The 13,972-nt window shown below is 71.1% G+C and carries 17 protein-coding genes; 6 read left to right on the top strand and 11 right to left on the bottom strand.

Features of this window, described 5'->3' with window-relative positions:
- Positions 1–18: 18 nt before the first annotated feature.
- From J7E22_RS13665 to J7E22_RS13645, 5 genes are all read right to left on the bottom strand, one after another.
- Positions 19–546, bottom strand: coding sequence for a hypothetical protein (locus J7E22_RS13665; RefSeq protein WP_214982360.1), 528 nt, complete (start codon positions 544–546; stop codon positions 19–21).
- A gap of 127 nt (positions 547–673) precedes the next feature.
- On the bottom strand, positions 674–1,339 hold the full coding sequence (locus J7E22_RS13660) for a signal peptidase I (RefSeq protein ID WP_214982359.1): 666 nt from the start codon (positions 1,337–1,339) through the stop codon (positions 674–676).
- Positions 1,336–2,217, bottom strand: a complete 882-nt coding sequence (locus J7E22_RS13655) for a hypothetical protein (protein WP_214982358.1) — start codon at positions 2,215–2,217, stop codon at positions 1,336–1,338. The genes J7E22_RS13660 and J7E22_RS13655 overlap by 4 nt, the downstream gene beginning before the upstream one ends.
- Complete coding sequence (locus J7E22_RS13650; RefSeq protein ID WP_214982357.1) at positions 2,214–2,789, bottom strand: M73 family metallopeptidase; 576 nt, start codon at positions 2,787–2,789, stop codon at positions 2,214–2,216. The genes J7E22_RS13655 and J7E22_RS13650 overlap by 4 nt, the downstream gene beginning before the upstream one ends.
- A gap of 107 nt (positions 2,790–2,896) precedes the next feature.
- A complete protein-coding gene (locus J7E22_RS13645) occupies positions 2,897–3,451 on the bottom strand; it encodes an alternate-type signal peptide domain-containing protein (protein ID WP_214982356.1) in 555 nt (184 codons plus the stop codon).
- A gap of 329 nt (positions 3,452–3,780) precedes the next feature.
- On the opposite strand from J7E22_RS13645, the gene J7E22_RS13640 reads away from it, so the two are divergent.
- Positions 3,781–4,959, top strand: a complete 1,179-nt coding sequence (locus J7E22_RS13640; protein ID WP_214982355.1) for an NAD(P)/FAD-dependent oxidoreductase — start codon at positions 3,781–3,783, stop codon at positions 4,957–4,959.
- Positions 4,960–5,113: 154 nt separating this feature from the next.
- On the opposite strand, the gene J7E22_RS13635 is transcribed toward J7E22_RS13640, so the two are convergent.
- Positions 5,114–5,593, bottom strand: a complete 480-nt coding sequence (locus J7E22_RS13635; RefSeq protein WP_214982354.1) for a GNAT family N-acetyltransferase — start codon at positions 5,591–5,593, stop codon at positions 5,114–5,116.
- 118 nt (positions 5,594–5,711) lie between these two features.
- Entirely contained in the window at positions 5,712–6,014 is a 303-nt protein-coding gene (locus J7E22_RS13630; protein WP_214982353.1) for a YciI family protein, read from the bottom strand.
- A 110-nt stretch (positions 6,015–6,124) separates the two neighbouring features.
- Here J7E22_RS13630 and J7E22_RS13625 point away from each other — a divergent pair, with 110 nt between their 5' ends.
- The gene (locus J7E22_RS13625; protein ID WP_214982352.1) at positions 6,125–6,982 is read left to right on the top strand and encodes a helix-turn-helix transcriptional regulator; all 858 of its coding nucleotides are present in this window, start codon (positions 6,125–6,127) and stop codon (positions 6,980–6,982) included.
- Positions 6,983–7,130: 148 nt separating this feature from the next.
- Here J7E22_RS13625 and J7E22_RS13620 read toward each other — a convergent pair whose 3' ends face one another.
- Entirely contained in the window at positions 7,131–7,694 is a 564-nt protein-coding gene (locus J7E22_RS13620) for a TetR/AcrR family transcriptional regulator (RefSeq protein ID WP_214982351.1), read from the bottom strand.
- A 58-nt stretch (positions 7,695–7,752) separates the two neighbouring features.
- Between J7E22_RS13620 and J7E22_RS13615 the strand changes: the two genes are divergently transcribed.
- Both J7E22_RS13615 and J7E22_RS13610 read left to right on the top strand, forming a co-directional pair.
- Positions 7,753–8,391: an NAD(P)-dependent oxidoreductase gene (locus J7E22_RS13615; RefSeq protein ID WP_214982350.1), complete on the top strand. Its 639-nt coding sequence runs from the start codon at positions 7,753–7,755 to the stop codon at positions 8,389–8,391.
- Positions 8,388–9,296 carry an SDR family NAD(P)-dependent oxidoreductase gene (locus tag J7E22_RS13610; protein ID WP_214982349.1) on the top strand — a complete coding sequence of 303 codons (909 nt, stop codon included), beginning with the start codon at positions 8,388–8,390 and terminating at the stop codon, positions 9,294–9,296. Before J7E22_RS13615 ends, J7E22_RS13610 begins: the two co-directional genes overlap by 4 nt.
- Positions 9,297–9,405: 109 nt before the next feature.
- Here J7E22_RS13610 and J7E22_RS13605 read toward each other — a convergent pair whose 3' ends face one another.
- Complete coding sequence (locus tag J7E22_RS13605; protein WP_214982348.1) at positions 9,406–10,284, bottom strand: UbiA family prenyltransferase; 879 nt, start codon at positions 10,282–10,284, stop codon at positions 9,406–9,408.
- A gap of 79 nt (positions 10,285–10,363) precedes the next feature.
- Here J7E22_RS13605 and pnuC point away from each other — a divergent pair, with 79 nt between their 5' ends.
- Positions 10,364–11,029 (top strand): nicotinamide riboside transporter PnuC, encoded by a 666-nt coding sequence (pnuC, locus tag J7E22_RS13600; protein ID WP_214982347.1) that lies wholly within the window; start codon positions 10,364–10,366, stop codon positions 11,027–11,029.
- A gap of 81 nt (positions 11,030–11,110) precedes the next feature.
- Positions 11,111–11,743, top strand: a complete 633-nt coding sequence (locus tag J7E22_RS13595) for a hypothetical protein (protein WP_214982346.1) — start codon at positions 11,111–11,113, stop codon at positions 11,741–11,743.
- Positions 11,744–11,764: 21 nt separating this feature from the next.
- Here J7E22_RS13595 and J7E22_RS13590 read toward each other — a convergent pair whose 3' ends face one another.
- Together J7E22_RS13590 and J7E22_RS13585 are read right to left on the bottom strand one after the other, a co-directional pair.
- Entirely contained in the window at positions 11,765–12,985 is a 1,221-nt protein-coding gene (locus J7E22_RS13590) for an ABC transporter permease (protein ID WP_214982345.1), read from the bottom strand.
- The gene (locus J7E22_RS13585; protein ID WP_214982344.1) at positions 12,982–13,947 is read right to left on the bottom strand and encodes an ABC transporter ATP-binding protein; all 966 of its coding nucleotides are present in this window, start codon (positions 13,945–13,947) and stop codon (positions 12,982–12,984) included. The genes J7E22_RS13590 and J7E22_RS13585 overlap by 4 nt, the downstream gene beginning before the upstream one ends.
- Positions 13,948–13,972: the final 25 nt, after the last annotated feature.

Below are 13,972 nucleotides of genomic sequence, written 5' to 3'. Positions count from 1 at the left end.
GGTCGCGCCGCGCGGCGATCAGTCGGTCGCGCCGCGCGGCGGGTTGACGAGGAGCCCGACCCGGTCGCGGAGGTAGTCGGCGAGCGGCACGGCGGCACCGGCGGTCGCGGACCACCGGACGAGGGGGACGCCGTCCTCGACGAAGAGCGCGCCGGGGGAGCCGACGAGCGTGTCGTCGAGCGGGATCGGCGTCGCGCCGTGGTTGACGGTGTCGCCGTCCGCGAAGTGTCCCTTCGCGGCGGCCGCACGGTACGCGCGGCGGACCTCGGCGGAGACGGACTGGAACTGCGATCGCCCGGGGTCGGTGACACGCGTGATCGAGCCCGTCGCCCAGACGCAGCCGACGCTGTCGTCGGACGCGCCGACGAGCAGGGCTCCGATCCGCCAGACCCGGCCGAGTGACCGCATGGTCGGCTCGCGGCGGATGCCGAGCACCGATCGTGGTTCGACGTACTCGGCGAGGGCCTCGTCACGGACGCCGGCGGCACGGAGGCGTCCTGCTGCGTCGTCGAGCAGCTCGCGCGCTCGCTGCACACCGTCCATCACGTCCCCAGAGCCTAGACGGGACCCGCCGAGACGGGACCCGCCGAGACGGGACCCGCCGAGACGGGACCCGCCGAGACAGGATCCCCCGACACCGCGGCCGCGCCCCGACGCGCGACGTCTGGACCCCTCAGGCCGACCGTGCGTCGTCGGCGATGTGCGCGCCTCCACGCCGACCGCCGCCCCGGCGGTCCCGCTTCCGCTTCCGCGCCGCCCCGACGAGCCCGACCGTGATCATCACCCCGCCGTACGTCAGCAGCACACCGGCCACCGTCGGGATGAGCCAGCTCCGGGAGCCGTTCACCAGCTGGTTGACGTACCCGAGGTCCGGCAGGCTGTACCAGACGACCCCTCGGATCTGCGCGGCGGTGACCGGCGCGGGGTCGGCGTGGGCGTTGTTGTCACCCTTGAGCACGAAGGTCCGCGCTCCCGTCGTGGACGACGCGATCGAGACGACCCGGTGGCTGATGACGGCCGGCTGGCCGGACACGATCTGGTAGGTGACGACGTCCCCGACCCGGATCTGGTCCACCGGCGTCGGTCGGACGACCACCAGGGTCCCCGGGGGCAGCGACGGCTCCATGGACTGCGTCAGGACGGTGAGCGGCATCGACCCGGTCGCCTTCGGGATGACGATGAGCACGACCGCGAGTGCGCTGACCAGCAGGAGCAATCCGGTGCTGATCCCGAGCGTGATCGCGGACACGACCGCCCGCCACCCGGTGCGTTCGGGGCGTGGCCGCCGCGTGGTGCGGGTCGGGTTCGTGGCGGTCTCCGCTCGGTGTGCCCGGGTCATGCGCCGCACCGGATGGCGGGCCCGTTGTTCTGGGTGAAGAGGGTGACGGGCGTCGTGCCCGCGACGGTGCTGGTCGGGTTGCCCGCGCTGTCGAGCACCTTCACGACGACGGTGATGGTCCCGCTCGACGCGACCGTGGCCGGGATCTGGCTCGGTGCGAGGGTGACGCGGCCGTAGTAGGACTGTTGCCGGTCACCGACCATCGTGCCGTTGACGTACGCGGCGTACCAGGTGTCGGCGGGGCGGGACGACGTGGGCCAGGCGATGTCGACGTAGTTGCCGCTGTGGTCGGTGCAGGTCGCTGCCGGTGCCGCCGCCGCGGTCGCCATCGAGAAGGTGCTCCGGACCGTGGTGCTCGTCCACGACCCGGTCGTGACCGCGAGCGACAGCGTGATGGTGGTGGTGCTCGAGGCAGGTGCCGATGACGTCGGTGTGCTGCGGACGCACCACACGGCGGCGGCGCCGGGGGAGAGTGTGGAGCGCAGGCTCGGCAGGGAGGCCCAGGTGCCGGAGACCGCTCCCGCGCCGGTGGTCGTCGTGGTCGTGCACGCCGTGGCGCTCGCAACCGGCCATGCGACGACGGTGATCGCGGCGGCCAGCGCGGAGCTCCCGCCGGTGACGGCGACGCTCGTCGAGGTCGTCCCGCCGAGCGTGCCCGGGTTCGACAGGGTCAGCGGGGCGGTCACGGTCGGGACCGAGGACGAGAACGTCGTGGTCGCGGCGGTCGTGTTGCCGATCGACGCGGACACCGTGCCGACGGACACGCTGGAGGCGACGGTCCCGGTCGTGCTCCAGAGCGCCCAGGCGGCCGACGAGCCCGCACCCACGAAGACGACCGTGAGGAGGACGGCGAGCAGCACGCGCAGTCGGCGGGTCACGGGGTCACCTGCGTCCCGGTCACGGTGAGCGTGAAGTTCGCCACGGCACCCGCGACGGACTGCGGGGCGTCGGTGTCGAGCGTGAGCACGGCGCAGCCCGTCCCGCCCGCGCCGGCGGGGAGGGTGTACGAGCTGCTCCCGGTGTCGAAGCTCGCGAGTCGACCGCTCGCGCCACCGCTGCTCGCGGTGCAGTCGGCCGCGGACGCCACGACCGACAGGCGGAGGGTCAGCTCACCGAGCACGGCCGGGTTGGACGCCGTCGTGGCGGTCGTCGTGACGCGCATCGTCAGGGGGATGGTGCCCGTGTTCCGGACCGTGAAGGTCCCGGTGGCCGAGGTCCCCGGCCCGAGCGCCGACGTGTTCATCGCGGACAGTGGTCCGACGGCGATCGCCGCGGTGCCGGACCGGACGGTCGACCCGCTCGTGCTCGCGGAACCGTTCCACAGCGCGTACGTGCCGCTGGTGCCGAGGAGTGTGGTGGCCACGGCGACGACCAGGGTCAGGACGGTGGGCCAGAACCAGCGGACCCGGCGCACGGCGCGGTGTCGCGCCGTGCTGCGTGGTGTCCGCATGTCCGTCCCCTCGGTCGATCGACGTGCTCGTGCTGGTTCCGCTGCTGGTTCTGCTGCTGCCGGGTCGCGGACGGTGGATCAGGGACCCTCCGCGGCCCGGCGCGCGATCAGGAACCGATCGCGGTCTGCGTCAGCGTGAACGCGAGGGCGCCGACGTTGATCGATCCGCCCTGGCCCGTGGTGGCGGAGGACGGCAGGGCGATCGTGAAGACGACCTTGACCGTCGAGGTCGCCGACGACGGCGACACGACGAAGGTGTTGGCGGTCGAGGGGGACTGCACGACCGAGGCGCTGGTCGACGTCACGGCGAGCGTCTTCGTCGTCGCGGCGAGCAGCGCGGCATCGCCGGTGATGCTCTGGTTCGCGTAGGTCAGGTTGGCCTTGAGGTCCTGCCCGGTGGCGCCGATCGTGAGCGTCTGCGTGACCTGGTACGTGTTGCCCGGGACCATGAGGGCCGTCGAGGGGTTGATGGGCGTCGAGTGACCGTTCGTGATGTCGGTCCATGCGCCGTCGTTGTTCGCGCTGAGGGTGAGGGTGCCGGAGGCGACCGAGGACGCAGCGCTCGAGGCGTTGGCGTTCCAGAGCGCGAAGGTGCCGGCTCCGCCGAGCAGGAGGGCGACGCCGGCTGCTCCGGCGATGGTTCCGGTGAGGATCTTGTGCACGAGGGGGTCCGTTCTGCGCTGTGGCAGCGCTGTGGCCGGCGCACACGATTCGGGCTGGCGTGCGACGGGACGGTGTCATCGACCTCGGGTTCCCGGAGGTCGCGGCTGACCTTTGCCGGGAACGGTCGCCGGGCTCCGGAACAGGAAAGCTGCTCGTGCGGGCTGGACTCGCTCTGCTGACGACGATAGCTGTCCCCCAAATGGCGGACAAGTTGAAACATGCATATGCATGTACCCACTTCGGGGGTCATTTTCAGTCCACCCAAGTGCGGACACCGTTGTACCCCGACCTGCGGACACGTCGGGAGCGCCTCCGTAGGCTCCAGGACATGCCCTCAGAGCGCACGGACGTGCTGGTCGTCGGCGGCGGCCCGGTCGGGGTGTTCCTGGCCGCGCTCCTCGCGTCGGCCGGTGTCGACGTCTTGGTGTGGGAGCGGCGGAGCGGCCCTCCCGAGGGGTCTCGGGCGATCGGCATCCACCCGCCCTCCCTCGACGCCTTCGCGACGATCGACGTGCTCGCGCCGGTGCTCGCCGAGGCAGCGCTCGTGCGGACGGGCGTCGCGACGAGTCGTGGCCGGACCCTCGGCACGCTGTCGTTCGCGCACGCGTCACGGACGCACCCCTACGTGGCGACGCTCGACCAGCACCGGACCGAGTCCCTGCTGCGTGCTCGGCTCGGGGCCCTGAACCCGTCGGCGCTGCGCGTCGGCGTCACCATCACCGGCATCACCGCCGTGGACGGCGGCGTCGACGCGGCCGGGTCGGACCCGTCCGGCGTTCCGATCGCCCTCCGCGCACGGTTCGTCGTCGGGGCGGACGGGGCACGAAGCACCGTGCGGGACCTGCTCGGCATCGCCCGGGGCGGTCGCGAGTACCCGGGGCGCTACGCGATGGGCGACTTCGCGGACCCGGAGGACGCCGCCCGCCGCGGGTCGGCCCTGGTCGACGTCGGGCCGTCCGGCGTGGTGGAGTCGTTCCCGCTGCCGGGCGGACGCCGTCGGTACGTCGCCCTGGTCGGGATGTCGGATCATCCCGACCGCAGCGCGCACGGCGACCACGTTGACGCATCCGAGCTCGCGGCGATCGTGCGCGACCGGACCGGAGCGCAACCCGACCCCGGGTCGTGCTCCATGCTCAGCGCGTTCCGTGCGCGGCGGCAGTTCGCCGAGCGGGTCGGCATCGGTCGGGTCGTCCTGGTCGGAGACGCCGCGCACGAGGTCAGCCCGATCGGCGGGCAGGGCATGAACCTGGGATGGCTCGACGCCGCGGCGCTGGCCCCGATCCTCGTCGACGCGGTCCGCAGCGGAGCGTCCGGCCCGTGGCCGGCCTACGCCCGGCAGCGACAGGGCGCGGCCCGTCGCGCAGCAACGCAGGCCGAGGTGAACACGGCGCTCGGGCGCCCGGCAGTGGGCGTTGCGTTGGCCGCCCGGGAGGCACTGCTCCGGTCCGCCCTGGCACTCCCGTCCGCCGGTGGGCTGGCTTCGCTCTACGCGATGCGCTGGTCCTGATCGTCCCGTCCGTGGCCCGCGCAACCGAGGCGTTTGCGTGATCGACGACGGTCGCGACGAGCGCACAGACGAGGTCGCCAGGCTGTCGGCACCGCAGACGTCCGCGCCGACGATGGCGAGCACCACGCCGACCGCACGAGTCAGCCATCCGGGGTCAATGGAGGTCGAGGGTGTACTCCCGTTCTCCGTTCGACCGGCGACACAGACGCATCCCCAAGCGCTCCATGAGTCGCCAGGAGGAGCGGTTGTCGTCGTGGCACGACGCCGTGATGCGGTCGAGTGTGAAGTCTCGAACAGCGACCGGTAGGAAGGCCTCCAGTGCCTCGAGGGCGTATCCCCGGCCCTGGTACTGCGGATCGATCTGGAACCCGAGGTCAGCGACGGCGGGACGGCGTCGACTCGCAGGAACCCAGAGGCCGACGTCTCCGATCACCCGGCGCTCCGCGACGAGCTCGACGGCCCGGCCGTGCCACACTCCGCGCCGGGTGGCGTCCTGCCGCGCTTGCTCGGCCACGAAGGCCGAGGCCTGCTCCGCTGTCATCGCTTCGCCGGGCTGGTACCGACGGACGGCCGGAAGCCCCTGGTAGGCGAGGAAGTCAGCGACGTCCGCTTCCGAGAACGGTCGAACCTGCACGCGGCCGACCGCTCTCACCGATCCGGGAGGAGCATCACCGATCACCCGACGACGCTAGCAGCGTCGTGCACGCGCACCGGGGGTCGGGATCGTCATGGTCGTGCTCGTCGAAGCGGGGTCAGTCGGCGAAGGCCGCGGACGCCGGGCCCACGATGGGGCGCCAGCGGTGCACGACCTTCCTGGCGACGACCTCGTTGACGACGAACGGATCGTTCCCGACGATCTCGTCGATGCGGGCGCGGTCGGCGACCCGGTAGACGAGCAGCCCACCGGGTGCCTCGTCGTCGCCCCACGGACCGGAGAGGAGGAGCTCGCCCTGCTCGAGTCGCTCGCGGAGGTAGGCCAGGTGCGCCGGACGGTGCTCGTCCTGCAGGGTGGTGTCGTCAGGGTAGGCGTACTCGACGGTGAAGATCTCGCTCATGGTGGTTCCTTTCGTGGTTGCCGAGACCAACCTTCGCCCCGACGGACACCGGTCGGGTAGGACTCCGGATACCACCGAGGAGCGCCGCCGGTGGGCGGATGATGGGGTACGTGGATGATCGCGGCGACCTGAGCAGGCTCCTCACGACCTGGCGAGCGCGACTGCGCCCCGCGATGGTCGGCCTGCCGGCCGTTTCCTCCCGGATCCCGGGACTCCGACGGGAAGAGGTCGCGATGCTCGCGGGGGTCTCCGTGGACTACCTCGTCCGCCTCGAGCAAGGCCGCGCACGGCACCCGTCCGTCCAGGTCGCGCGCGCGCTCGCCCGCGCGCTGCAGCTCTCGGCGACCGAGCGCGATCAGCTGTTCCGGGCAGCAGACCTGCCGATCCCGCTGCCGGCTGAGATGCCGACGCACATCCCGCCCAGCGTGCAACGACTGCTGCTGCGGGCGCCCGAGACGGCGATCGGGGTCTACACCGTCGACTGGACACTCCTGTCGGTGAACCAGTCGTGGCAGGCACTGCTCGGCCAGCCGCCGAGGGACCACAACCTCATCGAGGCGCACTTCGCCGGGACCGCTCCCGAGGTCCTCATGAGTCGCGCCTACATCGAACGGTTCGAACGCGCGCTCGTGACCGACATGCGCAACGCGGGCCTGCGCTACCCGAACGACAGCACCGTGCAGCAGCGGCTGGCTCGACTCAGGGCCCTGCCCCGTTTCGAGGAGATCTGGCTGGAGGGCTCATCCGTCGAGCAACGGTCCGAACCGAAGACCTTCAACCACCCGGTGGTCGGTCCGATCACAGTCGACTGCGATGTGTACACGGCAGTCGGGACCGACCTCCGCATCATCACGTACACCGCGGAGCCCGGGTCCGAGGACGCGTCGAAGTACGACCTCGTCCGCACCCTCGGCACACCCGAGTCGCCGACGGCAGCGGAAGCGACCGCGGTTCCCTTCGGTCCGTGACTCCTCCCGTCGACGACGGCGAGCACCACACCGACCGGCACTCCGCTGACGACCGCTGACACCGGGCGGACCGTCGTGCCGACGTTGCCGTGACGCCGAAGCGTTCGATCGAGGGGAATGCCGCCTCGAGGTCGGGCACGGCGTCACGCTACTTCCAATGCCCGACGGCCTGGACGCATCGTTCTATCGTTTCGCCGTCGATCGATGCTCGCTCGATCGTGGCGCGGTAGTAGATGGGGCCCACCGCGAGGGCTGCCGCGTCAGAGAGTGCAGATGTCGTCACGAGTTCCCCGCACTGCTCCGCTTCACGAAGGCCGTCCGCCAGTTTGTCCGCGACGATCTGAGCGAATCCAGCTCGTCTCGTGTCCATGGCGGGGTCCCAGAGCGAGGTGCTGGCGAGGGTCGTGGTGACCGCCAGCACGTCATCCTGTTCGAGTTGCCGTGCTATCGCGGTGAGTTCGCGGCGGAGCCAAGCGATGTACGGAGACGAGGGAGTGTCGAAGAACGGCAGGGGAACGGTCGCCATGGCTTCGGCCAGGAGCTGGTCGGTGCGCGGCCAGTGCCGGTAGACGGTAGCTCTCCCGATCCCCGCCTCCTCCGCGACGCGATTGTGGGTGATCGCAGGGGGACCCTCGCGGAGGAGGAGCTGACGGGCAGCGGTGATGATCGCCTCCTGGCTCCGGAGGAACCTCGGGTCGCCGGTTGTTTCCACGTCGCCATTCTATGAGATGGCTTGACTCATAAGTAGCGGACATGCGATGCTCCGTCCTATGAGACAAATTGTATCGAAGTCGACCGTGGCCGTCCTCGGGGCGTCCGGCGCGACGGGCCGCCTGGTCGTCGCCAATGCCCTGGAGGCGGGACATGACGTGGTCGCCGTCGTCCGCCGCGCGGGCTCGTTCACGCCCACTGCCGGGCTCCAGGAACGCATCTGGAGTGATGTGCACGATGGGGACGCCCTCGCTCCAGCCCTTGCGGGCGCCGACATCGTGATCAGTGCGCTGGGAGGGGCTGGAAGCGGGCCGACAACCGTGTGCACGGACGCCATCCGAACCGCTGTGCCCGCGATGGTCGCAGACGGGATCGCCCGGCTGATCGTGGTCAGTGCGCACGGGGTCCTGGAATCGCACGACGGGTCGCTGTACTGCCGCGCCGTGTGGTCCGGGGTGGGTGAGAAGATGCAGGACAAAGAGACGATGGAACCCCTGATCGTCGACTCTGGCCTGGACTGGACGATCGTCCGTCCGCCAGCCCTGAGAGACACCCCCGCGACGGGGAAGTACGTCGTGGGCGAGGAGATCCCGATCCGGCTCTGGCACTCGATCGGCCGCGCCGACCTCGCCGCGTTCCTCGTCCAGGAAGCCGAACAGGCGCAGTTCGTGCACCGCTACCCTCGCATCCACCGATGAACGACTCCGCCCGCCGGGTTGCCGTCGTCACCGGAGCAACCCGCGGGATGGGGAGCGCCATCGCGCTCGGCCTCGCCCAACGAGGAATGCACGTCGTCACGATCGCCCGGAACCCCCAGGGCGCGGCCGCACTCCGCGACCAGGTCGGCCGCACCGCGCCGCGTGGGACGGTCGAGGTCATCACCGGCGAACTCTCCACCAGGCGCGGCATCATCGCAGCCGCCAGCACCATCGCGGAACGCCATCAGGCGGTGAGTGTCCTCATCAACAACGCGGGCGCGCACTTCCCGGACCACGAGCTCACCGCTGACGGTGTCGAGAGGCACATCGCCATCGACTACCTCGCTGGTTTCGGGCTCACGGTCCTCCTCGAACCGCAGCTCCGTGCCGGCCACGCACGGGTCGTGAACGTGGCCTCCGACACGCTGCGCGACACCCGACGACTCAAACTCGTCGGACCCCCCAAGCCCGCCACCGTCGACCCAGAGGACCTCGACGACCTCACCCGCTTGAACCCGGTCGATCGCTTCGTGCCCTTCGAGGCGTACGCGCGGGCGAAGCTGCTGACCGTCACCGCCGGCTACGACCTGGCCCGGTCCCTGGCAGGCGACGTCACGGTGAACGCCGTCCACCCGGGGATCGTCGCAACAGACATCATCGACGATCTCATCCCCGCTGTTCTGCGCCCCTTCGGCGGACTCGTGCGCCGAACCATGCTCACCCCGGAACAGGGCGCCTCCGCCTCGCTGCGGCTCGCGACCGACCCCGCCCTGGACGACGTCACCGGCCGCTACTTCGTCCGCCACGAGGAAACCCCCACCCCAGCCACGACGAACGACCGCGCCGTGCAGCGGCGCCTCCGGGCCGCGAGCGACCAGTTCTTCGGTCTCACCGCCGCCCGGTAACTGGGCGATCACGCATCTGGTCCGGCCACCGAGGCCGGAGGGAGCTGGTGGGATGGGCTGGAGGAGATCGTCCGCGAGCAGCCGCGGACCGAGTACCGCACGGCCGCGGTCAGGCGACGAGTCGCGCTCCGGCGAACCCGAGTTCGACCACGAGCACGAGCGATGACGCGATGACGAGCCGGAAGAGCGTCCGTGTCGGCGGCCCGGTCAGGACGAGGCGGATGCCGACCCCGGCGAGCACGAGCACGACGACCGCCCCGACGACGGCGAGCACCACACCGACCGGCACCCCGCCGACGACCGCTGACCCCGGGTGGACCGCCGTGCCGACGAGCTGGCCGCCGAGGACGAGTCCCGCCGCGACGACGAGCGACACGAACGCGAGCACCCCGGCCCGGTGCAGACCGAGCCGGTGCGGGAAGCCGCGCACACCGGTCGCGGCATCGTCGACCAGGTCCGGCAGGACGTTCGTGCAGTGGATGGCAACGCCGAACACCGCCCCGGTCGCCACGGCCCACCACGCGGGCAGCTGCGGGTCGGGCCCGGCCGAGACCGCGACGACGGGCAACAACCCGAAGGCGACGACGAACGGCGCCACCGACCACGCCGTGCGCTTGAGTCCGGCGTCGTAGGCCCAGCCGGCCGCGACGAGCACGAGGTGTGCGACGGCCGCGACCGGCCCGAGGGTGATCGAGAGCAGCACGGCGACGCCGGCAGTGCCGTAGGCCGCCGCCCGCACGGTCGTCACCGGGATCAGGCCCTGCGCCACGGGTTTGTCCGAGCGACCGACCACTCGGTCGCGGTCGGCGTCGATCCAGTCGTTCGCCAGTCCGATCGACAGCTGGCCGGCGAACACCGTGAGCGCGACCAGGACGACCAGCCACACCGGGTGCCCCACGGCCGCTGCGATCACGGTCGCGAGCACGGTGACCACGACGGTCGGCCCCGGGTGGGACGACGCGAGGAGCAGTCGCACCCGTCCGGTCATGACGTCACCTTACGGACCACCTCGTCGGAATGCCCGAGAGACCCATACGGTTGCATCGACCGGAAACGAGGAGGGCCCCATGGGCATCGTGCGGTGGTTGTTCGACGCGCAGCTCGTCATCGGCGACCAGACGGTGCTGTGGCGCGAGGTGATCGGCAACGTGTTCGGCCTGCTCAGCGCACTCGGCGGCATGCGCCGGAAGGCGTGGGCGTGGCCGGTCGGGATCGTGGGCAACGCCCTGCTCTTCACGGTCTTCATGGGTGCCCTGTTCGACACGCCGAACCCGGTCAACCTGCTCGGCCAGGCGGGACGCCAGGTGATGTTCATCATCGTGAGCGTCTACGGCTGGTACCGCTGGACGCACCGCGCGGACGACGCGACGACCGTCGTCGAGCCGCACTGGGCCTCCTGGCGGACCCGCGGACTGCTGGTGCTCGCCCTGGTGGGCGGTACTGCGGTCCTGACGCCGGTCTTCCGCGCACTCGGTTCGTACGAGCCGGTCTGGAGCGACGCGTGGATCTTCGTCGGCTCCCTGCTCGCCACCTGGGGCATGGCGAAGGGCTGGGTGGAGTTCTGGCTGATCTGGGTCGCGGTGGACCTGGTCGGCGTGCCGCTGCTGTTCTCGGCCGGCTACTACGCCTCCGGGTTCATGTACGTGTTCTACGGGGTGTTCACCCTGACCGGCTTCTTCGTCTGGATGCACCAGCGCGTGCGGCCGTCCGTCGCGCCCGTCGTCGTCGGCTGACCCCTGTCGGTTCCGGCCGGAGCCGACAACCCCCAGTCCGGGGAGCAGACGCGAGGGGTCCTCGTCCTGTGGGATGGCTGAATGAACCACGTGCACGACGAGCGCTTCGAGGATGAGCAGTCCCTCGCCGAGCGCATCGTCCGCGGAGCGATCCGTGCCTACCGCCTGCACCCGTTCGAATCCGTCGACGCCGCGGTCGTCGCCGAGGTCGCCAGCGTCCCGGTCGAGACCGTGGTGCGCCTGTTCCCGACGTGGGACGCCCTGCTGCTCGTGACCTACGACCGGTGGGCCCAGCTGCGCGGCTCGCGACGCAACACCCCGCCGACGTGCACGATCGACCAGGTCCGGATGACCCTGGCCGAGGACCTGGCCGACCCGGGCCTGGTGCGGGTCCTCGCCGGTGTCATCACGATCGCGGCCTCCGACGGCGGCTTCGCCGAGCTGTTCCGGAAGCGCTTCGAGGACTACGTCGCGCAGCTCACCGTGGGGCTGCAGCGGGACCTGGACGCCGCCGTCGAGCAGTCCTCGATCCCCGCGTACCAGGCGGCGACGCAGCTCGCGGCGATGTACCAGGGCCTGCAGATCCAGATGCTCGTGCGCCCGCACCTCGACGTGATCGTCGAGTACGACCGCGCCGCTCGGACGCTCCGGCAGGGGTGGCGGCAGACCGACGTGACCGCCTGGGACCTCGACGAGGTCGTCCTCACGAGCTAGGGGCGACCGCCCGGCCGTGGGTCAGCGGACGCGACCGCGACGCCACCCGGCGATCTGGCGCAGCGTGACCTTCGACCCGTACTGCGCGACGGAGTGCCGAAAGAGGTACTCCGCGAACCACAGCAGCAAGCCGGCGACGACGAACACCTCGACGATGCAGAGCACGGACTGCGTCACGCTCAACGAGCCCACCGCGTTCCGGACCATCGCGGTGATCGGCGTGAACGTCGGGAAGTACGTGAAGAACGCGGTCACGGGCGACGACGGCGTCGTCACGACGAAGAACGCTGCGTAGAGCGGGATGATCAGCGCGAAGATCGACGCGGACTGCAGGGCGGAGGCGTCCTTGATCGACGGCACGGCCGCGCCGACCGAGACGAACAGCCCGGAGGCCAGGAGCACCCCGCCGATCAGCAGCAGCGCCCCGACGACCATGCGCCACGGGTCGACCCCCAGGCCGCCGAGCTTCGACGCGATGAGCGGCAGGGCGACCAGGAACCCCGCGAGCCCCGGCACGACGAAGATGCCGACCTGCACGAAGCCGACCAGCAGCATGGCGATGACCTTGCCGCGGATGAGGTCGCCCGCCGTCACCGTGGTGAGGATCATCTCGGAGATGCGGTTCTCCTTCTCCTCGACGACGACGGTCACCATGCGGGCCGCGAGCAGGATGACGAGCCCGAAGAACGCCGCGACGAACACGAACGGTGGCAGGACGGACAGCCACCCGGGCGCGACGGCACCGTCGGCGTACGTGGTGACGTCGGCGTTCGGCGGGTTGCGCAACAGGTGCACCGCGGTGGGGTCGTCCACGTGCTCGGCGACGCTCTGCTCGAGGACCCGCTGCGCCAGCGACGAGTACCCGTTGTTCTCGAAGAGCCCTCGGTCACGTGCGTCGACACGGATCGACGCGCTCGAGGGCGAGGCCGGGAACTCGATGAAGGCGTCCAACTTGCCGGCGCGCACGGCGGCCCGGTCGGCGCCGGGATCGGTGGACGGCGACCCGCCCCACTTGGCCGCGACCGACGCGGACACCAGCCCGGAGCGGTCGACGTAGTGGAACGGCGTCCGGGTCGCCGAGGCGCTCGAGACGACGGAGTCGGTGCCCGCGGACTGGCCGATCCCGACGAGCAACGACACGACCACGATGACCACGGGCAGCGCGAGGGTGCCGATCCAGAACGCGGGCTTCTTGACGGCGCGGACGAACTCGAAGCGCACCACCGTGCCGAGGCGGCTCACGCGGCTGCCCCGGATCCGGTCATGCTGGACATCATCCGGGCCGGCACCGGGGCGTCGGTGCCGGCGTCGTGGCCGTAGAGCTGCACGAAGATCTCGTCCAGCGGGATCCGGCGCATCTCGAACCCGGTGACGTGCACACCCGCGGTGACGAGTTCGGCGAGGATGTCCGAGCCGTCGGCTGCGGCGTCGGGCCGGGGGACCAGGTAGGCGACGTGGCCCTCGTGCCGGGCGAGACGGTAGCGGTCGGACGGCGGCACCGCTCCGGAGAGCGAGACCTTGGCGACGGCCCCGCCGAAGGCGTCCTGCACCTCGGCGACGGTGCCGTACGCGGCGGCCCCGCCGTCCTTCAGCAGCAGGATCCGGTCGCAGAGCCGTTCGACCTCGTCCATGTGGTGGGTGACCAGGACGACCGTGGCGCCGTCCGCCTTGCGCTCGTCGACCAGGTCGAGCAGGAGCCGACGGTTCACCGGGTCCAGGCCCTTCGTCGGCTCGTCGAGGATCAGCAGGCGCGGGCGGTCCATGATCGTGATGCCGAGCTGCACCTTCTGCTGCTGGCCGCCGGACAGCTTGTCGATCCGGAGCTTCGCCCGGTCCGCGAGCCCGACCCGCGCCAGGTAGTCCATGCTCCAGCCCGTGGCGGCCGCCCGGGGCAGCCCGCGCAGGACGCCGAAGTACGTCATGACGTCGATCACGGATTCCTTGCGGTACAGCCCGCGTTCCTCGGGCAGGTACCCGATGCCGCCCGCGGCCGGACGGTACGGGTGGCCGTCGATCGTCAGGGTGCCGGCCGTCGGGGTGGTGATGCCGAGCAGGGCGCGGATGGTCGTGGTCTTGCCGGAGCCGTTGCTGCCGAGCAGCCCGAAGGTCTCACCGGGGGCGATGTCGAACGACAGCCCGTCCACCACCGTCCGCTCGCCGAACCGCATCACGAAGTCCTGCACGCTGATGCTCGCTCCGGCCATGCGCCGAACCTACCGTCACCGGCTG

It is taken from the genome of Curtobacterium sp. ISL-83 (genome assembly GCF_018613895.1).
GTDB lineage: Bacteria > Actinomycetota > Actinomycetes > Actinomycetales > Microbacteriaceae > Curtobacterium.
The sequence above is the reverse complement of the archived record's forward strand: the minus strand, read 5'-3'. Positions and strand labels throughout refer to the sequence as shown.

What these genes read in the sequence shown, in the direction of transcription:
- J7E22_RS13660 (WP_214982359.1), bottom strand. Translation starts at nt 1,339, where the DNA reads ATGACCCGGGCACACCGAGCGGAGACCGCCACGAACCCGACCCGCACC.
- J7E22_RS13650 (WP_214982357.1), bottom strand. Translation starts at nt 2,789, where the DNA reads ATGCGGACACCACGCAGCACGGCGCGACACCGCGCCGTGCGCCGGGTC.
- J7E22_RS13640 (WP_214982355.1), top strand. Translation starts at nt 3,781, where the DNA reads ATGCCCTCAGAGCGCACGGACGTGCTGGTCGTCGGCGGCGGCCCGGTC.
- J7E22_RS13630 (WP_214982353.1), bottom strand. Translation starts at nt 6,014, where the DNA reads ATGAGCGAGATCTTCACCGTCGAGTACGCCTACCCTGACGACACCACC.
- J7E22_RS13615 (WP_214982350.1), top strand. Translation starts at nt 7,753, where the DNA reads ATGAGACAAATTGTATCGAAGTCGACCGTGGCCGTCCTCGGGGCGTCC.
- J7E22_RS13610 (WP_214982349.1), top strand. Translation starts at nt 8,388, where the DNA reads ATGAACGACTCCGCCCGCCGGGTTGCCGTCGTCACCGGAGCAACCCGC.
- J7E22_RS13605 (WP_214982348.1), bottom strand. Translation starts at nt 10,284, where the DNA reads ATGACCGGACGGGTGCGACTGCTCCTCGCGTCGTCCCACCCGGGGCCG.
- pnuC (WP_214982347.1), top strand. Translation starts at nt 10,364, where the DNA reads ATGGGCATCGTGCGGTGGTTGTTCGACGCGCAGCTCGTCATCGGCGAC.
- J7E22_RS13595 (WP_214982346.1), top strand. Translation starts at nt 11,111, where the DNA reads ATGAACCACGTGCACGACGAGCGCTTCGAGGATGAGCAGTCCCTCGCC.
- J7E22_RS13585 (WP_214982344.1), bottom strand. Translation starts at nt 13,947, where the DNA reads ATGGCCGGAGCGAGCATCAGCGTGCAGGACTTCGTGATGCGGTTCGGC.